At 41.1% G+C, this 22607-nt stretch carries 21 protein-coding genes; 19 read left to right on the top strand and 2 right to left on the bottom strand.

Annotation, left to right across the window (positions count from 1 at the left end; translation table 11 throughout):
- Positions 1-86 precede the first annotated feature (86 nt).
- The 6 genes from ftsE to AC1FXP_RS16105 all read left to right on the top strand — a co-directional run bounded on the left by ftsE (position 87) and on the right by AC1FXP_RS16105 (position 6788).
- Positions 87-773 carry a cell division ATP-binding protein FtsE gene (gene ftsE, locus AC1FXP_RS16130; RefSeq protein WP_480063043.1) on the top strand — a complete coding sequence of 229 codons (687 nt, stop codon included), beginning with the start codon at positions 87-89 and terminating at the stop codon, positions 771-773.
- Complete coding sequence (ftsX, locus tag AC1FXP_RS16125; protein WP_480063042.1) at positions 763-1656, top strand: permease-like cell division protein FtsX; 894 nt, start codon at positions 763-765, stop codon at positions 1654-1656. The genes ftsE and ftsX overlap by 11 nt, the downstream gene beginning before the upstream one ends.
- An 85-nt stretch (positions 1657-1741) precedes the next feature.
- Complete coding sequence (locus AC1FXP_RS16120) at positions 1742-3097, top strand: murein hydrolase activator EnvC family protein (RefSeq protein WP_480063041.1); 1356 nt, start codon at positions 1742-1744, stop codon at positions 3095-3097.
- Positions 3098-3737: 640 nt separating this feature from the next.
- Positions 3738-5207 (top strand): S41 family peptidase, encoded by a 1470-nt coding sequence (locus AC1FXP_RS16115; protein WP_480063040.1) that lies wholly within the window; start codon positions 3738-3740, stop codon positions 5205-5207.
- A gap of 115 nt (positions 5208-5322) precedes the next feature.
- Positions 5323-6510: a PDZ domain-containing protein gene (locus tag AC1FXP_RS16110; RefSeq protein WP_480063039.1), complete on the top strand. Its 1188-nt coding sequence runs from the start codon at positions 5323-5325 to the stop codon at positions 6508-6510.
- Positions 6511-6563: 53 nt separating this feature from the next.
- Entirely contained in the window at positions 6564-6788 is a 225-nt protein-coding gene (locus AC1FXP_RS16105) for a DUF2198 family protein (protein ID WP_480063038.1), read from the top strand.
- A 56-nt stretch (positions 6789-6844) separates the two neighbouring features.
- Here the strand turns inward: AC1FXP_RS16105 and AC1FXP_RS16100 are convergent, their stop codons facing one another.
- Positions 6845-7324, bottom strand: coding sequence for a universal stress protein (locus AC1FXP_RS16100; RefSeq protein WP_480063037.1), 480 nt, complete (start codon positions 7322-7324; stop codon positions 6845-6847).
- Positions 7325-7484: 160 nt separating this feature from the next.
- Positions 7485-7898, bottom strand: coding sequence for a universal stress protein (locus AC1FXP_RS16095; protein WP_480063036.1), 414 nt, complete (start codon positions 7896-7898; stop codon positions 7485-7487).
- A gap of 194 nt (positions 7899-8092) precedes the next feature.
- On the opposite strand from AC1FXP_RS16095, the gene AC1FXP_RS16090 reads away from it, so the two are divergent.
- The 13 genes from AC1FXP_RS16090 (at position 8093) to AC1FXP_RS16030 (ending at position 22378) form a co-directional block, all read left to right on the top strand.
- Positions 8093-8323, top strand: a complete 231-nt coding sequence (locus AC1FXP_RS16090; protein WP_480063035.1) for a DUF2187 family protein — start codon at positions 8093-8095, stop codon at positions 8321-8323.
- 154 nt (positions 8324-8477) lie between these two features.
- Complete coding sequence (gene uvrB, locus AC1FXP_RS16085; RefSeq protein ID WP_480063034.1) at positions 8478-10460, top strand: excinuclease ABC subunit UvrB; 1983 nt, start codon at positions 8478-8480, stop codon at positions 10458-10460.
- Between the two features lie 7 nt (positions 10461-10467).
- Positions 10468-13338 carry an excinuclease ABC subunit UvrA gene (uvrA, locus tag AC1FXP_RS16080; protein WP_480063033.1) on the top strand — a complete coding sequence of 957 codons (2871 nt, stop codon included), beginning with the start codon at positions 10468-10470 and terminating at the stop codon, positions 13336-13338.
- A gap of 518 nt (positions 13339-13856) precedes the next feature.
- The gene (locus AC1FXP_RS16075; RefSeq protein WP_480063032.1) at positions 13857-14963 is read left to right on the top strand and encodes a DUF4097 family beta strand repeat-containing protein; all 1107 of its coding nucleotides are present in this window, start codon (positions 13857-13859) and stop codon (positions 14961-14963) included.
- Positions 14964-15266: 303 nt separating this feature from the next.
- On the top strand, positions 15267-15467 hold the full coding sequence (locus AC1FXP_RS16070; protein WP_480063031.1) for a PspC domain-containing protein: 201 nt from the start codon (positions 15267-15269) through the stop codon (positions 15465-15467).
- Positions 15467-15811, top strand: a complete 345-nt coding sequence (locus AC1FXP_RS16065) for a phage holin family protein (protein WP_480063030.1) — start codon at positions 15467-15469, stop codon at positions 15809-15811. The genes AC1FXP_RS16070 and AC1FXP_RS16065 overlap by 1 nt, the downstream gene beginning before the upstream one ends.
- 578 nt (positions 15812-16389) lie before the next feature.
- Positions 16390-17328 carry an HPr(Ser) kinase/phosphatase gene (hprK, locus tag AC1FXP_RS16060; RefSeq protein WP_480063029.1) on the top strand — a complete coding sequence of 313 codons (939 nt, stop codon included), beginning with the start codon at positions 16390-16392 and terminating at the stop codon, positions 17326-17328.
- 74 nt (positions 17329-17402) lie between these two features.
- Positions 17403-18269, top strand: coding sequence for a prolipoprotein diacylglyceryl transferase (gene lgt / locus AC1FXP_RS16055; RefSeq protein WP_480063028.1), 867 nt, complete (start codon positions 17403-17405; stop codon positions 18267-18269).
- 378 nt (positions 18270-18647) lie between these two features.
- The gene (locus tag AC1FXP_RS16050; protein ID WP_480063027.1) at positions 18648-19601 is read left to right on the top strand and encodes a nucleoside recognition domain-containing protein; all 954 of its coding nucleotides are present in this window, start codon (positions 18648-18650) and stop codon (positions 19599-19601) included.
- Positions 19591-20238, top strand: a complete 648-nt coding sequence (gene ppaX / locus AC1FXP_RS16045; RefSeq protein WP_480063026.1) for a pyrophosphatase PpaX — start codon at positions 19591-19593, stop codon at positions 20236-20238. Before AC1FXP_RS16050 ends, ppaX begins: the two co-directional genes overlap by 11 nt.
- Complete coding sequence (locus AC1FXP_RS16040; protein ID WP_480063025.1) at positions 20235-20729, top strand: acyltransferase; 495 nt, start codon at positions 20235-20237, stop codon at positions 20727-20729. The genes ppaX and AC1FXP_RS16040 overlap by 4 nt, the downstream gene beginning before the upstream one ends.
- A gap of 204 nt (positions 20730-20933) precedes the next feature.
- The gene (locus tag AC1FXP_RS16035; protein WP_480063024.1) at positions 20934-21470 is read left to right on the top strand and encodes a TetR/AcrR family transcriptional regulator; all 537 of its coding nucleotides are present in this window, start codon (positions 20934-20936) and stop codon (positions 21468-21470) included.
- Positions 21471-21847: 377 nt separating this feature from the next.
- Positions 21848-22378, top strand: coding sequence for a CBO0543 family protein (locus AC1FXP_RS16030; protein WP_480063023.1), 531 nt, complete (start codon positions 21848-21850; stop codon positions 22376-22378).
- Positions 22379-22607: the final 229 nt, after the last annotated feature.

Here is a 22607-nt window from a genome sequence, read left to right as displayed (position 1 = left end):
AATTTCAACAGACGGCTTTGTCGGACAAGCTAGTATCCTGTGCCTTGGTGTTAGCAAAATGTAAAACGCAGGGGTGTGATTAATTAGTGATAGAAATGAAGGATGTTTGGAAGGCCTATCCCAATAATGTTAAGGCAATTAATGGGATTTCAATACGAATTGACAAAGGTGAGTTTGTTTACGTTGTCGGGCCAAGTGGAGCGGGGAAATCAACATTTATTAAATTGATGTACCGTGAAGAAAAACCGACAAAAGGTGACATTTTTATAGATAAAACAAATTTAGCAAAATTAAAGGAAAAAGCCATTCCGAAAATGCGACGAAAAATGGGGGTCGTGTTCCAAGACTATAAATTGCTTCCGACTCTAACAGTCTTTGAAAATGTGGCTTTTGCTCTTGAAGTAATAGAAGAAAATCCAAACGTGATAAAGCGAAAAGTGATGAACGTATTGGAAATTGTAAATTTAAAAAACAAGGCAAGATCATTACCAAATGAACTTTCAGGTGGAGAGCAGCAGCGCGTTGCGATTGCAAGAGCGGTTGTGAATAGTCCTGAAGTGTTAATTGCTGATGAACCGACAGGAAACTTAGACCCGGATACAGCTTGGGAAATTATGGACATCTTAGATGACATTAATCATCGAGGAACAACAGTAATCATGGCAACACATAACAAAGACATTGTAAACACAATTAAAAAACGAGTGATTGCTATTGAAAGTGGACGAGTTGTCCGAGATGAAGCGAGGGGGAGCTACGGTTATGAAGCTTAGAACCCTTGGACGGCATGTTCGAGAAGGAACAAAGAATTTAGGACGTAATGGCTGGATGACATTTGCTTCGATTAGTGCAGTGGCAGTAATGCTTCTGGTTGTCGGAGTCTTTCTTTTGTTAATTATGAACGTCAACAATGTGGCTTCAACGATTGAAGATGATGTTGAGATTAAAGTGTACGTTGAATTGACGGCGACAGAAGAACAGCAACAAGACCTGCTTGAGGAAATGGAACAGCTGCCGAATATAGAGAGCATTACGTTTGTTGGTAAGGAAGAAGGGCTTGATAAGTTAATCGATAGTTTAGACGAAAGTGGAGAAGTATTTGAATCGATTCGTGAAGAAAATCCACTTAATGATGCGTTTGTTGTTCGAGCGATTAACCCACAGTTAACCGAGCAGGTTGCAAGTACAATTGAACCTCTTGCACATGTTGAGCGTGTTAATTATGGAAAAGATTTTATTGAACGTTTATTCGCTGTAACAGATTTTGTGAGAATGGTTGGACTCATTCTCGTTATCGGTATGATGTTTACCGCAATGTTTTTGATCGCCAACACTATTAAACTAACAATTGTAGCGAGAAAACGAGAGATTCAAATTATGAAACTCGTAGGAGCAACAAATGGGTTCATTCGCTGGCCATTTTTTGTCGAAGGAATGCTTCTAGGGGTGCTCGGGTCACTAATTCCGATCTTAATTACCATATTCGGCTACTCATATTTGGTATCGAACTATGGAGCTAGAATTGAAATTCTCTTCTTCTCACTCGTACCTCCATTTCCATATGTGTGGCAAATTGCAGGGTTGTTAGCAGTGATTGGTGCCTTTATTGGCGTGTGGGGAAGCATGATGTCCGTTCGTAAGTTTTTAAAAGTGTAAATAAAAACGGTGAACCAGTGAGGCAATTGTCTCACTGGCTTTCAGACCGTTTCATGATTGTAGATAATTAAGGGGGAGCGACTGGATGAAAAGGAAAGTAGGACTTATAGCTATTGCTGTTCTATTAACTGTTGGTTCTTTTGGATGGGTACCGTTTAACGAAACAGCATCAGCAAACTCAGAACTACAGAACAAAATTTCTGACGTGCAACAAGAACAATATGAAAATCGTGATCAGGCTCAAAAGACACAGGCGGAATTAGATAAGCTTGCATCGGAAATGAAAGAGCTAACAGATGAAATTGAACAGATTGACCACGAAGTAGCGGAAACAAACCAAAAAGTACGCGAGAAGCGGGCTGAAATTGAAGAAGTACGTAAGACAATCGAAGAATTGCAAGAGGAAATTGCTATTTTAGAAGAGCGGATTGCTGAACGTGATGAATTGTTAAAAGAGCGTGCACGTTCGATGTATCAATCAGGCGGACAAATTAATTACATAGAAGTCATTCTTGGTGCTCAAAGCTTTAGTGACTTCTTAGACCGTGTGAGTGCATTAACCGTTATTGCACAGCAAGACCGTAATATTCTTGATGCTCATATTGCTGACCATTATGCATTAGAGGAAGCAAAAGAACAAGTTGAGATTCAACTTGAGAAACTAGAAGGGCACCTAGAACAGTTAGAAACGTTAATGGCGGAATTAGAAGCTCAGCGCCAACAAAAAGACAGAGTCATGAAACAGCTTGAACAAAAAGAAGGCGAGCTTCACGCAGATCTTGGCGCATTAGAAGATGAAGCGGGAATTCTGCGTGCGCAAGAACGAGCACTTAAGCAAGAGTTAGCTGAATTTGAAGCAGCTGAAGAAAGACGTAAGCAAGCAGAAGCAGAAGCAGAAGCAGAGGCTCAAGCTCAAGCTTCTAGAAGCGGTTCTAGTTCAGGTGGGAGCTCATCGGGTAGCAATTCATCAGGTGGAAGTTCATCTGGTGGTTCATCACAAGTGCATAGTGCACCAGCTGTAACAAACTCTGGATTCATGCGCCCAGCAACGGGAACCATTACCTCAAGATTTGGCCCACGTGCGACATTTGGTGGACGTATGCATTACGGAATTGATATTGGTAAAAACGGTCGTACTGGTGATGTACCAGTTGTAGCTGTACAAGATGGAACAGTCGTACGTTCTTACTATTCATCTAGTTATGGAAATACCGTTATCATTGCACACCAAGTAAATGGACAGCTTGTAACAACATTGTATGCTCATTTAGAAAACCGTGAAGTATCAGATGGACAGCGTGTAACTAAAGGGCAGCGTTTAGGTATGATGGGGAACACTGGACAATCATTTGGACCACACCTTCACTTTGAAGTACATGAAGGCGGTTGGAATGGTGCGAAGTCAAATGCCGTTGACCCATTACGTTATATACCACGTTAATTAGAAAATGAAACATGAAGGGGATGACATTGCGTCATCCTCTTCATTTAGATATGTATGTAAAAAAGCAGGTAACATACATCAAAACACTTGATTAGACAATTATGTATTTAAAATCTGTTGCAGGTCTACTAAAGTCGAGCCTCAATAATTATTTTCACTTATTTACCATAAATCTCCTTATTTTTACACATTATAAAAATCCCTTACATGGCGACGGTTTTCGGCATTACCGAGCTTTGACTTATTTACGATCATTGACTAAAATGAAGAGAACACTGAACATAATATAGTAAAAAAAGCATAGGTTAGAATGAAGCCACTGAAAAGGTATAAATCAGAGTTCACTGAAAAACCTCTTGGAAGTTAATCAAGGAAGCCGCAATGGCTCCACACGTTGCGCGCCTGCTATGAGAAACCCACTCATAGCAAGCTTTAAAAAAATTGCAACGGTTCCGCTCATTGCTTCGAGGGCAATGAAAAGGTACAAATCAACCTTTTCATTGCCCTCTAGAATAATACTCCATTTCATGATAAGAAGAGCGTTAAGGATTTTGCCTTCACCTTTCTATGACTGAAAAACAGGATTGGGTTGGCTGCGATAATTGAAGTTGTAGATATAGTAGGAGTTGATGAGGATATGAACAAAAGACAGTTTCTTATGATCGTAGCAGCCGTATTAGTGTTAGGTGCGTTTGGTCTTTATTTTCAAACGGGTCAGCCTAGTGTTGAAACGGATACCGCTGCATCAGATGTATCAGAAAATGGAGGACAAGCAGAATCAGAACTGACTGAAAAGGAGCTTTTAGATAAGTTCCAAAAAGCATTAGGAATTATTCATGAACAGTATGTCGATGAAATAAGCGAGCAAGAGTTATATGAAGGAGCTATTGAGGGGATGCTCCGGACTTTAGATGATCCTTATTCCGTTTATATGGACCAAGAAACGGCAGCTCAATTTGTTGAATCACTTGGGTCACATTTTGAAGGAATTGGGGCAGAAGTAAGTATGACAGACGGAAAAGTAACCATTGTTGCTCCTTTCCGAGAGTCACCAGCGGAAAAGGCTGGCCTTCAGCCAAATGATAAAATCATTGAAATTGACGGAGAATCAATTGAAGGTCTGTCATTGTACGAAGCAGTCCTGCAAATTCGCGGGGAAAAAGGGACAATCGTTAACTTAACGATTGAACGAGCTGGGCAAAGTGATTTATTTGAGATTCCAGTCGAGCGTGGCTTGATTCCAATTGAAACGGTTCGTTCTGATGTCATTGAGCGTGACGGGAAGACGTTAGGTTTGCTTGAGATTACGTCATTCTCCGAAGATACAGCCGCTCGTTTTAAAGAAAAACTAGACGCACTTGAGGACCAAGGGATTGATGGCTTACTCATTGATGTGCGAGGAAACCCTGGTGGCTACTTAAATGCGGTAGAAGACATTGGGAAGCTTATTATTCCTGGTGGAACACCAATTGTTCAAATCGAAAATCGTGATGGTGAAAAAATTCGTTATATGTCCAATTTAGATGAGCGAAAGCCTTACCCAATTATTGGATTAACTGACCGTGCTTCCGCATCGGCATCTGAGATTTTATCGGCTGCTTTAATTGAAGGCGGAGGGTACGATGTTGTTGGAGAGCAAACGTTTGGGAAAGGTACGGTTCAACAAACGATTCAGCTAGGGGATGGTAGTGAGTTAAAGCTATCGTTGTTTAGATGGTTAACATCAGCTGGGAATGACATTAATAGAGAAGGTGTGAAGCCGACTGTTGAAGTCAAGCAACCTGATTACTTCTACACAGCACCAATTTCGATTGGAGAAGAAGGCGAATTACGTCTTGATATGATGAGTGAGCAAATTAAAAATGCTCAAATCATGTTAAAAGGTCTTGGACATGAACCAGGTAGAACAGATGGTTATTTCAGTGAACAGACGGAAATTGCTGTTATCGCCTTCCAACGATCAAATGACTTAGAACCTACTGGAAAAATTGATGAAGAAACAGCGTCGATGATTCAGCAACGTACCGTTGACATCGTTCGTGAAAAAGAAAATGACCAACAGCTGCAAAGAGCGATTGAATTGTTACTTGAACAAACGAATGAGTAAAAGAGGATTTTAACGACAAATGTCGAATGAAAAAGGTACATCCTGTAATGAAGGATGTACCTTTTTGCATAAATGTGATACGTTAAAAGGAAGAATAGTTGAAGGAGATACAACTATGCTAAATGACATTTTACAAAGTATTGGAATCCTTTTAGTCTATTTTTTAATTAACCCCCTATTGTATATAGGCCTGTTTGCTGTGTATTTATTTTCTGGCAATCGCGTGAAACAAGAACGACTCTCGTTTCATACGAGAGTGTATGGACGAATGGCCGATATTACGATTCCGTTTTTATCAGCGGTATTGTTAGGTATATGTGTATCAATCGTCACGATTATGTTAGGGCTAACGATTACGTTGCCGTTTGTTGCGGTGCTGGCGATTATTTATATTATCTTTGCGCTGACAACACAGCTTCGCTGGATCTCACCGACGTTTGTACTTGGTGCTGTCTTGCTTCTATACGGATTCGAGCCGTTTCTAAGTACGGTTGAAACGTTCACGCCTTTGTATAACATTCTATCGCAAATTCCGATCTTCGTCCCTGCATCCATTTTAGCGATCATGGCGTTAGCAGAAGGATTTTTGATTCGTATGAATGGGCATGTATACACGTCACCATTGCTTGAGCGAAGCAAACGTGGCAAGTGGGTCGGCATACATATTGCCAAAAGACTATGGATGGTCCCGATTGTTCTCTTTATACCTGAAGGGATTATTCCGGCTTTACCGTATTGGCCTGTCTTAACGGTTGCTGATGTAGGGTTACAACCTGTTCTCGTACCGTTTTTAATAGGCTACCAGCACCGAGTGAGGGGAACATTGCCTCAGATTCAGATTCGAACGATGGGGCTTCGTGTAATTGGATTAGGGGTAGTCTTTGCACTACTAGCTGCCGCTAGTTATTTTGTCCCTATTTTAGCGGTTCTGTTAGGTGGACTAGCTATCGTTAGCCGTGAGCTGCTTTCCTATCTTGCGAAAAAACACGATGAAAAACTACCCGCATTTTTCTCAAGTCAGACAAAAGGCTGTGTCGTTCTTGGCGTTCTGCCAGGGAGCCCAGCTGATAAGATGAATATTGTTGTTGGAGAAACGATTGTTAGAATTAACGGTCAAGAAGTACTGGATCAAACAAGCTTTTATGAAGCACTACAAATCAATTCGGCTTTTGCTAAAGTAGATGTTCTAGACCATGAAGGGGAAGTACGATTTGCCAAAGGAGCTCTTTATGATGGGGAACATCATCAGCTTGGTGTATTATTAGTGAAGGATGATGCCGATTTGCAAGATTCGATCGTGTAGGTCGATTGGAAGAAAGAAAAAATAGCAAGAGCAAAAGGAGCTTGAACAGACGGATGTTGGACTTAGTCCTTGCCCTCGTCATCCCGTTTCTTTTAATGATTGTTGTCACAAGAGTTACGTTTAGTATACTAGGAGCTTGTATTGTGACATGGATGATTGTCCTATTTGTTTTACAAATTCATCAGCAATCATGGTTTGTTGGGGTGTTGGCCATAATATCATTTATCTTGGGATTAATCGTAGCAAAAAAAAGATTAGCGCAGAAACAAGGAATGTAATAGAGGAGGTGGTGTCTTTTTGACACCGCCTTCTCTTGTTGAAAACAGTGTAGACGTTATTTTACTGACTGTGATGAAGGGAATTTAGTAGCTACAATATTTGAGGTCTTTGAAGGTTTTTCTTTCACAATGAGAACGGGGGACTGAACGCATTTAGCAACTTTATGACTGACACTGCCAAGCACGAGCTCTTGAAGCCTGTTTTTTTTACGATTGCCGACAATAACTAGGTCAAAATTGTGTTCATTTGCAAATTTAATAAGAGCAGGTCCTGGCTCGCCTAGTAAAATTTCCGTTTTATATGAAATCCCAGTTGCTTTGATTAAGTCCTCAGTTAATTTTACTTTTTCATATCGATTTGCTTTTATCGTAGAGTTCCAGTTTACTAGAGCTTCACTTTTGGCTTTAGATATATCAACAACATAAACAATGTGAATCGTTGCCTTTGGGTTAGACTTGGCAATGTCAATGGCTTTTTCTGCAGCGTGAATAGCACATTTAGAACCGTCCGTAGCTAGTAGGATGTTAGTTAACATGTTACACCTCCAGTAGATAGTAGACCTAATGCTCTTGCTTTATTTTATTCTATGTTAACGCTTACACATCTGCTATATATAGTTTATGAGTTTTTAAATCTTGGTGTGAAAAAAGCTGGCAATCTGATTTCTCGTATCATTTGGACTGCCAGAAAAAGAACTACTTAATAATTAATACGGCACATTTAACTCGTTTGGCGACTTTATGGCTGACACTGCCGAGAACTAATTCTTGAAGACGGTTGCGCCCTCTGCTCCCGATGATAACAATATCAAAGTCATGGTCGTTTGCATGACAGACGATTGACGGACCGGGTTCTCCCCTGAGAAATTCAATTTTGTAATGAATCTTAGCTGCTTTTATTTTTTCTTCCGTTGGCCTGATTTTTTCTTGACGTTTGTCTTGAGCACTAGCTGTATTCCAGTTGCTTAAGACATCAGACTTTGAACTGTCAACAACATTTACTATATGGATAACGGACTCCTTGTTGCAGTTGGCGACTTCGATTGCCTTTTCGCAAGCTCTGAGGGCATGCTCTGAACCATCTGTTGCTAGTAAAATTTTTTTGAACATAGCATAAACCTTCCTTTAATTACTGCTTAATTTATGACGCATTTTCTCGACTAAAAGAGTACTTGCTTCATTTGTGGTTAGGAAAAAATGATCAAATAATCTATAAAAATTACTTGATCAAGTAGTACGGTCACTTTAAACTAAAAAGGATACTTATAAAGATACAATACTATGTGGAAAAGAGGAGTTTGTTTATGGCTTTTGAAAAGGAAGAGAAAATAAATGAAAATGCAGCCGTGCTAAATGAAAAAATCATTTATGATGGCTTGGAAATGAAAGTAATTGCTGTGTATAACAATAGTGTTGCGGCAGAGTTTTTGGAGTTCCCTGTAAAAGGAAGAGAAGCAGATTTTCCTTATTCAAGAACGGCGGTCAACCATAAGAACTATAAAAGAACTCACGAAATCTTAGAAGAAAAGAAATAATAGCTAGAGGAACCTCAAAATTATAACGCTAATTTTGGAGGTTCCTCTTTTTTAACAAATCGACAAAAACAAACGTTCGTATTATTTGCTTTGTAACTGGTAGTCTATGGTATAATATTTCTACTTATGAACAGTTCGTTGGGAGGTAGTCGGTTTGAGTGAAACGTTTGAGTTGGTATCAGCGTATCAACCGGAAGGGGACCAGCCTGAAGCGATTAAAAAGATTGTGGAAGGCCTGAAAAAAGGAGAGAAGCATCAAACATTGCTAGGGGCAACAGGAACGGGGAAGACGTTCACGATGTCGAACGTGATTAAAGAGGTGAACAAGCCTACGTTAATTATGGCTCATAACAAAACTCTTGCCGGTCAGCTCTATAGTGAGTTCAAGGAATTTTTTCCGGGCAATGCCGTTGAATACTTTGTCAGTTATTATGATTACTACCAGCCAGAAGCGTATGTGCCAAGTTCTGATACATTTATTGAAAAGGATGCAAGCATTAATGATGAAATCGATAAGCTTCGTCACTCTGCAACGAGTGCTTTATTTGAACGTAACGATGTCATTATTATTGCCAGTGTCTCTTGTATTTATGGCTTAGGGTCACCAGAAGAATATCGGGAACTCGTTGTTTCACTAAGAGTCGGGATGGAGATGGATCGAAATGAATTGCTTCGTAAGCTAGTTGACATTCAGTATGATCGCAATGATATCAATTTTACGCGAGGAACATTCCGTGTGCGAGGCGATGTCGTTGAGATTTTCCCAGCTTCACGTGATGAGCAGTGTATTCGTGTCGAGTTTTTTGGTGATGAAATTGATCGAATGACAGAAGTTGATGCCCTTACTGGAGAAATAAAAGGGGAGAGAAATCATATTGCGATCTTCCCAGCTTCCCACTTCGTTACACGCGAAGAAAAACTGAAAAAAGCAATTGCGAACATTGAAGTCGAGCTTGAGGAACGGTTGAAAGAACTGCACGAAGAAGGGAAGTTGCTAGAGGCTCAGCGTCTGGAACAACGGACGCGCTATGATATAGAGATGATGGCTGAGATGGGTTTTTGCTCAGGCATTGAGAACTATTCACGTCATTTAACATTACGTGAAGCTGGTGCAACACCATATACGCTCATTGATTTCTTCCCGGAGGATTTCTTGCTTATCATGGATGAGTCACACGTGACGGTTCCACAAGTAAGAGGAATGTACAACGGGGACCGTGCGCGAAAAGAGGTCCTTGTTAATCACGGCTTCCGCTTACCGTCTGCGCTTGATAACCGTCCTCTTCGGTTTGAAGAGTTTGAGAAAAAGGTACATCAAGCTGTGTACGTATCAGCGACACCTGGAGCTTATGAGCTTGAACACACACCTAAAATGGTCGAGCAAATTATTCGTCCTACCGGCTTGCTTGATCCGACGATTGATGTTCGTCCAATTGAAGGACAGATTGATGATTTAATCGGAGAAATTCACGCTCGTGTCGAACGCAATGAACGAGTGCTTGTCACTACATTAACGAAAAAAATGTCCGAGGATTTAACCGATTATCTAAAAGAAATTGGCATTCGTGTGCGCTATTTGCATTCAGAAATTAAAACGTTAGAGAGAATTGAGATTATTCGCCAGCTCCGGATGGGAACATTTGATGTACTCGTTGGGATTAACTTACTGCGAGAAGGTCTCGACATTCCCGAAGTTTCGCTTGTCACCATTTTGGACGCTGATAAAGAAGGCTTCTTGCGTTCTGATCGTTCTCTTATTCAAACGATTGGACGTGCTGCACGTAATGCAAATGGGCACGTCATTATGTATGCTGACAAAATAACAAAGTCAATGAACATAGCGATCGAAGAAACGAAACGTCGTCGTTCCATTCAAGAAGAGCATAATGAAAAGCATGGCATTACACCAAAGACGATTCAAAAGAAAATCCCAGATGTGATTCAAGCAACATTGGTTGCGGAAGACGCTGATAAAGATAGCTACACAGCTGCACCAGCACAGAAGCTGAACAAAAAAGAAAGACAAGCGATGATCGAACGAATGGAAAAGGAAATGAAGGAGGCAGCGCGCGAATTGAACTTCGAGCGTGCAGCTGAACTTCGTGACCTCGTTCTCGAATTAAAAGCGGAAGGGTGAGGAAACGGTGGCATTAGAGAATATTGTAGTAAAAGGAGCGCGCTCCCATAATTTAAAAAACATAGACATAACGATTCCACGCGACAAGCTCGTTGTGTTGACGGGCTTATCGGGTTCTGGGAAATCGTCGCTTGCGTTTGATACGATTTATGCGGAAGGACAGAGACGCTATGTCGAGTCACTTTCTGCTTATGCTCGCCAGTTTCTAGGCCAAATGGATAAACCGGATGTTGATGCCATTGAAGGCTTATCGCCTGCCATTTCTATTGACCAAAAAACGACAAGCCGCAACCCTCGTTCAACGGTTGGTACCGTAACGGAAATTTTTGATTACTTGCGTTTGTTGTATGCTCGAATTGGAAAGCCAGTTTGTCCGAAGCACGGAATCGAAATTAAGTCTCAAACGATTCAGCAAATGGTTGATCGTCTCGTTGATTACCCTGAGCGGACGAAAATGCAAATTCTTGCCCCGCTTGTGTCAGGTCGTAAAGGGACGCATGTAAAAGTGCTAGAAGACATGAAAAAGCAAGGCTATGTTCGCGTTCGTGTTGACGGGGAAATGCGCGAAGTCGCGGAAGAAATTGAGCTTGATAAAAACAAAAAACATAGCATTGAAGTCGTCATTGACCGAATTGTCATTAAAGAAGGAATCGAGACGCGCTTGGCGGACTCTCTTGAGTCTGCACTTGCGTTAGCGGATGGACGTGTGCTCGTTGATGTCATTGGCGAAGAGGAGCTGCTTTTTAGTCAGCACCATGCTTGTCCGGAGTGTGGCTTTTCGATTCCGGAGCTCGAGCCACGAATGTTTTCATTTAACAGTCCGTTTGGAGCTTGTCCCTCATGTGATGGCTTAGGATCAAAGCTTGAAGTTGATATTGACCTACTCGTGCCAGATCGTACGAAGTCACTAAAGGAGCATGCGATTGCAGTATGGGAGCCAACTAGCTCACAGTACTATCCGCAGCTTTTAGAAGCGGTGTGCGAACATTATCAAATTGATATGGATATACCTGTTGAACAAATTTCGGAAGCTCTTTTTGATAAAATTTTATACGGGAGTGGGAAAGAGCGAATCTATTTCCGCTATGAAAATGAGTTCGGCCAAATTCGTGAGAACCTCGTTCTATTTGAAGGTGTCGTCAACAATGTCGCGCGCCGGTACAAAGAAACGAGCTCAGATTATATTCGTGAGCAAATGGAAGCATATATGATGCATAAGCATTGTCCGACTTGTAAAGGGTACCGCCTGAAAAAAGAAGCACTTGCTGTCTTTATCGGCGGTCAGCATTTAGGGCAAATCGCTTCCCTTTCTGTTAAAGATGCGAAAGTGTATTTTGAACAACTTGAGCTGTCAGAAAAGGATATGGCTATCGCTCGATTAATTTTAAAAGAAATCAATGATCGTTTAGGATTTTTAATAAATGTAGGATTGGATTATTTATCATTAAGCCGCTCAGCAGGTACATTATCCGGCGGGGAAGCTCAGCGAATTCGTCTTGCCACGCAAATCGGGTCTTCGTTAATGGGGGTTCTCTACATTTTAGATGAGCCATCGATTGGATTGCATCAGCGCGATAATGACCGCTTAATTGAAACACTTGAACATATGCGTAATATAGGGAATACATTAATTGTCGTCGAGCACGATGAAGATACCATGCTTGCAGCCGACTATATTATTGATATCGGGCCAGGTGCAGGCGTTCATGGCGGACAAATTACCGCACAGGGCACACCAGCAGAAATTATGAATGATAACAATTCATTAACTGGTCATTACTTATCCGGAAAAAAATTCATCCCAGTTCCAAATGAGCGAAGACAGTCAGATGGCCGTTCATTTAGCGTAAAAAAAGCGAACGAAAACAATTTAAAAAATGTTACTGTAACCTTCCCGCTTGGCGTTTTTATGGCGGTAACGGGGGTATCAGGCTCTGGGAAAAGTACACTCATAAATGAAATTGTCTACAAATCGCTAGCTCAAAAGCTTCATCGTGCGAAGGATAAGCCTGGAAAACATAAGGAAATTGTCGGACTGGATCAAATTGATAAAGTGATCGAAATCGATCAATCTCCAATTGGACGGACGCCGCGTTCGAATCCAGCTACATACACAGGGTTATTTGATGATATTCGTGATGTATTTGCCCTTACGAATGAAGCAAAAGTGAGAGGCTACAAAAAAGGACGCTTTAGCTTCAATGTAAAAGGCGGACGCTGTGAGGCATGCCGCGGCGACGGAATTATTAAAATTGAAATGCATTTCTTACCTGATGTGTATGTTCCATGCGAAGTCTGTGAGGGCAAACGCTATAACCGCGAAACGCTTGATATCACGTATAAAGGCAAAACGATCGCTGATGTTTTGGCAATGACGGTCGAAGAAGGCTTAGAGTTTTTCGCAAACATTCCAAAGATCAATAGAAAGATCCAAACTCTCGTTGATGTAGGGCTAGGCTATATCCGCCTCGGCCAACCAGCTACGACGCTATCCGGCGGGGAAGCGCAACGCGTGAAACTAGCTTCTCAACTACATAAACGTGCCACAGGTCGGACGATCTATATTTTAGATGAGCCGACAACCGGCCTTCATGTCGATGACATTGACCGTTTGTTAAAAGTATTACAGCGCCTCGTAGATAATGGCGATACCGTTCTTGTCATTGAGCACAATTTAGATGTGATCAAAACGGTCGACCACATTATAGATCTCGGACCTGAAGGTGGCGACAAAGGCGGACAGCTCGTCGCACAAGGTACACCAGAAGAAGTCGCAGCAGTCGAAGGCTCGTACACAGGAAAATATTTAAAACCGATCTTGGAGCGGGATAAGGAACGGATGGATCAGCTAGTTAGGGAGAAAGAGCTGACAACTTGATTGATTAGGCGTGAGCGAGTGAGGTGCTCACGCCTCTTTGGTTGGTATTTTTGTGGGGAGTGGGTGAAGCTAATGAAGGGAGATAAGGGGCAAGGCTAAAGTCCCAACGTCGGCTCCGCGCATTGCTCAAAACAAAAGAAAAAAAGAAAAGCACTTTTTTATTCGGGGAAGAAAAGGCAATGGCTCCGCACGCCGTACGCCTTTTGAGAAGAGCGCACAAAAGGCTAAAACCCTAACGTCGGCTCCGCGCATTGCTCAAAACAAAAGAAAAAAAGAAAAGCACTTTTTTATTCGGGGAAGAAAAGGCAATGGCTCCGCACGCCGTACGCCTTTTGAGAAGAGCACTCAAAAGGCTAAAACCAAAACGTCGGCTCCGCGCATTGCTCAAAACCACAGAAAAAAGAAAATCACTTTTTTCTGTGGTTTTGAAACATCTTTTCTGTTTGTTGCGTAATACAATAGTGTAGGTATCGTGTTGTTGGAATTATGGCTCATAATATAGATGAGGAGTGAGTTAGTTGGAAGAACGTAAGATGGTTTTGAAGATGATTGAAGATGGAAAGATTACAGCTGAAGAAGGGGTTAAATTGCTAGAGGCAATGGAAAAAAGCGATTCGGGCACGGGCACAAAAAGAGAAGAATCATCAGGAGAGGTTTCGACAAAGGTTGATTGGGATGAGGGGGAGCAATATCGCCAGCGTGCAAGGCAGGCGGCACATTCAACGGCGAACTTGTTTACCTCTTTTATTGAAAGCACAATCCAAAAAATTAAAGATGTCGACTTAGATTTTAATTTTGGGGCATCAGTAGAAGTCGATCATATTTTTCAGCATCGTGATATCGCACCAAAGTCACTAGATGTTTCGCTTGAAAATGGCTCGATTACATTTAAGCCTTGGGATGAATCAGATGTAAGAGTTGAGTGTAAAGCGAAGGTATATCGGGTAAAGGATAGTGATGAGGCACGTCGCATCTTTTTACAAGAGTCATCGTTTCGGGTAGATGAGCGTAAGTTGCTTTTCCATACGAAAACGAAATCCATTAAAGTCCAAACAACGGTGTATGTACCAAAAGAGTCGTTTGATCATATTAAGCTGTATACATTTAATGGACAGATCGAGGGTGCGTCATTTAAAACAGATACACTTGACGTCAATGCGATCAATGGTCCCCTTGCGTTTTCTTCTGTTAAAGCGAAAAAAGCGATGGCTGAAACAGTCAACGGACCGATTGAATACAATCAAGTCGAAATCGATGTTTTCGATGCAAAAACGATTCATGGTGGCATTAGTTTACTAGGGAAAGTGCAGGACTTTGACGCCGAAACGGTCAATGGCTCGATCACGTATCAGCTTGATCAGTTAACGGAATCAGGCTATGCGGATTTGAAGGCGACGACCGGCAGCATTCATTTGTTTATCCCAAAAGCAAACCGTGTTGAAGGGAAGTTGAAAACAAACGTAGGTGGCTTTACGATTGACATGGGTGATTACGAAACGCTAGAAGAGAGGAAAGAGTTTGCTCAAAAATCATTGAGCTTTATTGGGAATCAACACTCGTCACCACGTGTGAAGGTAAATGCATTAACGAATACAGGATCTGTTCTTGTAAAAGATCAAAAGTAAGAACGAAATAAGGAAGACGGAATATGATGTTTTGTCTTCCTTTCTATTTTAAAAGAAGGCTGTTTTCGTAAAGATTGTTGCTATAAAGGTAGTTTTCCTCGAAGTGAAATGGAGCGGAAGTCACTCGACTCCTGCGGGATGTAGAGGTAGGGGCGAGACCCCACAGGCGCAGCCGAGGAGGCTCGACACCTCCCCGCGGAAAGCGAGTGACTGGAGCGTAATGCAACGAACATATGGAGGACGCGTAACTCATAAAAACAACAAAGTATGCGAAAACAGCCTAAAAGAAAGAGGTGAGAATCGATGAAACATTTGTTTCGGACACAATATGATCGTAAAATCGCAGGGATATGTGGTGGACTAGCACAGTATTTTTCAGTTGATCCGACAATTATCCGTTTGCTAGCTGTGATTTTGTTTTTCGTTTCAGGTTTTTTTCCGTTCATCATTGGCTACATCATTGCCATTTTCATTATTCCGAATGAAGAGGATGTGAGGGACTGATGAGGTGGATCATTGGGTTAATCATTAATGCTTTGATTTTGATGGGGATTGCGTATTTATTTGATGGCTTTTATATATCAGGCTTTGTAGCTGCCTTCATCGCCAGTTTGCTCTTATCGATCGTTAACGCTATTGTCCGTCCGATCCTTGTTGTGCTAACATTACCGATCACTATCCTAACACTTGGGCTTTTCTTATTTATTATCAGTGCGATCACACTCATGTTAACGGCTGTTTTAATGGGAAGTGCTTTTGTGATTGATGGTTTCGGAATGGCTATAATAGCAGCTATTTTGATCGCGATCATCCAAACATTTGTCGTAAAGCCAATGCGGAAAAAATAAGGTGTGAGACTTTTCGATTGTAATTGCAAATCAACAAAAGCAGAAAAGCACGGAGAAAACGTCCTTCATGATCCAGATGAAGGACGTTTTGTATGAAAAATGCGTGAGAAAAGTCCGTCATACCTTTGATGAAGGCCGTTTTTCATGAAATGCATCTAAGAAAAAGCCTACATAAAAAGAGGAGGGCACTGAAAAAGTCCTTTCTAGCGGATTCGAGGAAGCAGCAATGGCTCCACACGTTGCGCGCCTGCTATGAGAAACCCACTCATAGCAGGCTTTAAGACAAAGCAACGGTTCCTCATTGCTTAAAGGCCATTGAAAAAGGTCAAAACCGTACCTTTTTCAGTGGCCTCTAAAAAGAGTTGTATCCTTTTATTTTCAAACGAGTATTGCAATGTGAGTACTTCGGAGACTCTACGAATAGTGTGCTGCGATTTCATATGTAATGGTTTCACCGTGATTGTATGTCTATAAAAAAATTGTAGAAGTATGAAATGCTATCCCGTAAAACATGCTAAAATGGAAAAGGTATTCACTCCATTTAGTTAGCATAGAGATGTGAAGGTGGGATTAGCGCAGTGGCAAAAGTTACAGCAAATACTTTATTAGAGCGTTTTAACTTAGAATTAATCGCTGGAGAAGAAGGAATTTATCGCCCGATTACGACAAGTGATCTTTCTAGACCAGGGATTGAAATGGCAGGATATTTTACATATTATCCAGCAAAACGTTTGCAACTTTTAGGTCGAACGGAGCTTTCATTCTTCGAGCATTTAAAGCAACATGAAAGAGAAGAAAGAATGTTAAAGCTATGTACATATGATACACCTGGAATTATCATTTCACGTGATTTGGAAGTACCTCCTGAGTTGATTGATGCGGCAGAAAAGGTCGGGGTGCCATTGTTGAGATCAAGCATGCCAACAACGCGTTTAAGTAGTAGCATTACAACCTTCTTAGATAGTGAACTTGCACCTATGACAGCTGTACATGGAGTGCTTGTCGATATTTACGGGATTGGTGTGTTGATTACAGGAAATAGCGGTGTCGGAAAAAGTGAAACAGCGCTCGATTTAGTTCGCCGTGGACACCGACTTGTAGCGGATGATTCCGTTGAGATTCGTCAAGAGAATGAAGGGACTCTCGTTGGACGTTCCCCTGACTTGATTCAACATTTACTTGAAATCCGTGGATTAGGTATCATTAATGTGATGACATTATTTGGTGCTGGTGCCGTTCGTCCACACAAACGGATTGTTCTATGTATTAATTTAGAGCTTTGGGATCAGAAGAAGGCATATGATCGTCTAGGCTTAGAAGAAGAGAAAATGAAAATAATTGATTCAGAGATCACAAAATTAACTGTGCCTGTAAGACCTGGCCGAAACTTGGCTGTTATTATTGAAGTCGCAGCGATGAATTTCCGATTAAAACGTCTTGGCTTTGATGCGGCTCAAGAGTTCTCTGAACGATTAACAGATGTCATTGAAGAGGGCGATCACGACGAATTTCGTTAAGAGTGTGGTATAATGGCGGCGTGTTCGATTATGAACGCGCCTTGTTTTGATATGTTGAAAGGGAGAGTGGAAACGTGGAAGAAACGATACAACCATATAGCAGAATTTTTCTAGAAATCGGCCCACTAACGATCTATTGGTATGGTGCGTTAATTGGATTAGGTGTGTTTATCGGGTACCTGATCGCAACGAGAGAAGCGGTAAAACGTGGCTATCCAAAAGAAACGTATGCTGATTTGCTTTTATTTGCTTTACCAATTGCCATCTTATCAGCAAGACTTTATTATGTCATATTCCGCTGGGAGCAATTTGCGGATAACCCGATTCGTATGTTCTATATTTGGGAAGGTGGCCTGTCGATTCACGGAGGGGTCATTGGGGGGATGCTGACAGCATATTTCTTCTGTAAAAAACGTGGCTATTCATTCTGGCAAATTGCCGATATTACTGCACCGAGTTTATTATTAGCTCAAGCAATCGGACGCTGGGGTAACTTCATGAACCAAGAAGTTTATGGTGGTCCGGTAACAAGAGAATTTTTAGAAGGCTTAATGCTGCCAGATTTCATTATCAATCAAATGTACATAAACGGTACATATTATCATCCAACCTTTTTATATGAGTCGATCTGGAACTTACTAGGCTTTTTCTTACTGATCTATTTAAGAAGGTTCAACCTAAAACAAGGTGAAATCTTCATGACGTATTTAGTATACTATTCATTTGCACGATTCTTCCTTGAGATGATTCGACTTGATTACTTACTAATTGGCGGCGTCCTTAAAACAGCACAAGTGGCATCGATCATTCTTATTGCCTTTGCTGTCATCTTTACAATCTACCGCCGAAAACAACCAAATACACCAAACTACCATGACCTAGCAAAAACAGCCCAAACGAAACAAACAACAACAAGCAAAATAAAAAAGAAAAAGAAATAGTACAAAAAGGTGCTTTTCCTTTTTGTACTATTTCGAAGCAACGAGCGAAGCCGCCGTAATGTTTGAAGCTTTAAGGAGCGATCTTCTCCTTAAAGCGCACGGCGAGTGAAGCCGTTGCACCGATGTTCGCAGATACAAGAGGAAAAGGTGCTTTGCCTTTTTGTACTATTTCGAAGAAGCTTTCATAAAAAATGGCTGTTTTCGTAAAGATTGTTGCTGTGAAGGAACGTTTTTTCTCGTAGTAAAGTGGAGCGCAATGGAACGAACATGTGGAGAACACATACCCCATAAAAACAGCAAAGTATGCGAGAACAGCCTGAAAAAGAAAAAAACTTACCCACATAAAAATAGAACGGGAGTAAGTGGAGGGAGAGACCATTGGGGATGCTTAAACGCGGGCTTCTTGTCGGCTTACAGACGACATGGACGCTTGGGAAAATCATTTTCCCAATCACTTTAATCGTAACGATTTTAGGCTATACACCTGTTCTTGGCTGGCTGGCGGGTTTATTAGCTCCGGTCATGGGGTGGATAGGATTACCAGGAGAGGCGGCAATTCCGCTTGTTCTTGGGAATGTTTTAAACTTATATGCCGCCATCGGTGCTATATTAACGTTGGAACTAACGGTGAAAGAGGTATTCATTTTAGCAGTGATGCTCTCTTTCTCACATAATTTATTTATTGAATCAGCGGTTGCTACAAAAGTTGGAATTCGAATGTCTGTTGTTCTAGTTGTTCGGATTGGGCTGGCACTTTTCTCGGCCTTCTTAATCAATCTATTTTGGACTGGCGGACAGGAGACAGCTCAGTATGGCTTTGTTTCTAGCACGACTCAGCCAGAAGTATATGGGTGGCCTGCGATTGCTTGGCAAGGAGTCACAAGTGCAACGCTTGGAATTCTCCAGCTTGCGATGATCGTCATCCCGCTCATGATTGTCGTTCAGATTATGAAAGAACGAAACTGGTTAAAACTAGTATCAAAAGCGATGGCTCCATTTACAAAAATGCTAGGAATCAAGGAAAATACGTCGACTACTCTAGCTTCTGGTCTGTTATTTGGTCTCGCATTTGGTGCTGGGGTTATGATTCAAGCTGCAAAAGAAGACGGAGTAGCAAAAAAAGATTTATACTTAGTTTTTATTTTCCTCGTGGCCTGTCACGCAGTCATCGAGGATACACTCATATTTATTCCGCTTGGGATTCCAGTTTGGCCGCTATTAATTATACGACTCGTCACAGCGATTTTGTTGACAATGGCCATTGCTTATATTTGGAATCGAATGGAGAAAAAACAAGAGTTAGAGCGAAAGGAAGCGACTTATGAACATTGATACACTATTGTTTGACTTAGATGGAACCTTAATCAATACAAATGAACTAATTATTGCATCATTTCTTCATACGCTAGAGCAATATAAACCGGGTGAATACACGCGTGAGCATGCAATTGAGTTTATCGGTCCACCGCTTCGAGATAGCTTTGAATCGGTTGATGCAACGCGAGTAGACGAAATGATTCAAACATACCGTACGTTTAACCACGAAAAACATGATGAACTCGTAACCGAATATGAGGGCGTTTATGAAACGGTTGAACGCCTGCATAAAGAAGGCTACAAGCTAGCGATTGTAACGACCAAAATTAGAAAAACAGCCTTAATGGGTTTAAAGCTTACAGGACTTGATCAATTTTTCGATGTTGTTATTGGACTCGATGATGTCGAAAAAGCAAAACCAGACCCAGAGCCTCTTGAAAAGGCCCTGGCAGCACTAGGTTCTTCTAAAGAATCAGCAATGATGATTGGAGACAGCTTATTCGACGTGGAAGCAGGTAAGAATCTAGGTGTTCCAACAGCTGTTGTAGGTTGGTCGATTAAAGGACCAAAAAGAATTAAGACGTTCGAAGCAGATTATACCCTCTCGAATATGCGCGACTTGTTAGCCATTGTCGGAGTGGAAAAGCAATGAACAGAAAAACAGAGCGATACCCAGTAGAAGAGGCCAATTCGCTCTGGCAGATTTACAAGACCGTTCCTTTTTGGAAGGTTGTCAAAAATTTTATTGTCATTCAGATTGCTCGCTACACACCGTGGATTAGCGTAAAAAACTGGTTATACCGGACGTTTCTCGGGATGAAAGTCGGCGATGAGACAGCGGTAGCTTTAATGGTCATGATGGATATCATGTTTCCAGAACGGATTACAATTGGGCGTAACTCGATCATAGGCTACAACACAACGATTTTGGCACACGAGTATTTAATAAAAGAATACCGTCTTGGTGATGTCGTAATTGGGGATGAAGTGATGATCGGTGCAAACACGACGATTTTACCGGGAGTCACCATTGGTGATGGAGCGGTCGTCTCAGCCGGAACGCTTGTATACCGCGATGTGCCAGCCGGAGCCTTTGTCGGTGGCAATCCAATGCAGGTAATTCGGGGGAAGATGGATAACTAAAGGAGAAAGCTGTAGAGTACTAATGTGCTTTGCAGCTTTTTTTAAAGTATTTCCTTCCGTTAGCAAGAGAGCTTTCTAATTATAAAAGTGTTGATAAGTGTCTAAACTTACCTACATATTCTGTAAATATTCCTTTATAGAGTTGTAAATAAACCGTCCGGATGGTATAGTTAGAGCTGAAAATTATTTATAAAGGAGAGTCAGATGAGCAGAACTTCTAGAAAAGTAGAGATTCTACACGCGGCATCTAAAATTGTCAGTGAAAAGGGAATATTTAATTTAACGTTAGAGGCTGTGGCGTTAGAAGCAGGGATTAGTAAAGGTGGTCTGCTCTATCATTTCCCCTCAAAAGAAGAACTTGTTAAAGGAATGGTTGAGCATTTAGCTAATAATTATCGAGAAAAAATTGCTGGAAACGCGGACATGGACCCAATTGAGAAGGGGAAGTGGATTCGTGCCTATGTTGATGTGACCTTTAATCAAGCCTATGCCAATAAGGATATGCATTCTGGCTTGTTAGCAGCAAAAGCGGTCAATTCAGACTTGCTAGATCCGATACGTGAGCTTTATACCGAGTGGCAAGAGTCGATTGAAGATGATGGGATAGATCCTGTTAAGGCAACGATTATTCGTTTAGCTACGGATGGGATCTGGTTAGCTGAGCTTTTTGATATTTACCATATTGGTGACGAAAAGAAAGAGAATGTGTATAAGGCGTTAAAAGAATGGATAAATGAATAATGTGAGGAGGAAAAGTCCTTCATGAACGAGATGAAGGACTAAACCCCCTAAAAAAAGGAGGGCACTGAAAAAGGGAAAACCAGAGGCCATTGAAAAAGGTCAAAACCATACCTTTTTCAGTGGCCTCGAAAACCACCCTTTTTCAGTGCCCTCTAAAAAAAGTAAGGAAAAGTCCATCATGAACCAAATGAAGGATGATCAAACCCATGTAGAGTTAAGTAAAGCCCTTCATAAGACCGAAAAATGCCTAATCCCCCTTAAAAAGAGTTTCAACAAAGAAACTTTTTTACAAGAACTTAAATAATTTCCTACTACTGGCACAAACTATTTTCCAAGAAGTATACGTTTATATCAAATTACTTAGGATGAAAAAACATATGCATGTTCTTACTGCCATAATTAGCATCATAGTCGCTTTTATTTGGGGGGACTGGAGAAATTGGAAAAAGTATCATACTACATTACTATTTTTTGCTCTTGGGAATTTAGTTTATAACTTCTTAACAGCAAATTACTTTTTGTGGCGTATGGATGCAGATTTCATTTCAAATCATACGCTTACTGAAATGCTTTATACATTTATCGTTTTTCCAGCTACAGGTTTGCTTTTCTTAGGGAATTATCCTAAAGGTGTCATGAAACAAATCTTACATACATTACAATGGATTTTGATCTATGGCATTTGGGAATACGTTTTTACTGTGACAGGAAATATTAAGTACCAATATGGATGGACATTGGGATGGTCAATCTTTGCCCTCTTCCTTATGTTCCCGCTATTACGATTGCATTATAAACATCCGTTAGTTGCGTATGTGGTGTTTGGACTTGTTTGTGTATGGTTTCTTTGGTTGTTTGATGTTCCAGTTCATTTGCCTGTTGAAGAGAGGCCAAATTATGGTCAATAGAGTAACAATTTCAAGGATTATGAAGTGTCTATCGGCTAACTAATAGGTGAAAGCAATATATTCAAGATATGAAACAAAGGCTCAGAGGTAATATCGCTCTGAGCCCATTTTAGATTTCAAAAAAATTTATGAACAAAGAAAACCTAATATGGCAGGAGGTAGAGTCGACAAGACAACTCCTATTCCGACACGTGAAAACCCTTACTTTTTAAAAGCACCCTTGCGCACA

It is taken from the genome of Halalkalibacter sp. HAAS-P013 (genome assembly GCF_056619925.1).
Note: the sequence above shows the minus strand (reverse complement) of the source record. Positions and strands in the feature narration are given on the sequence as shown.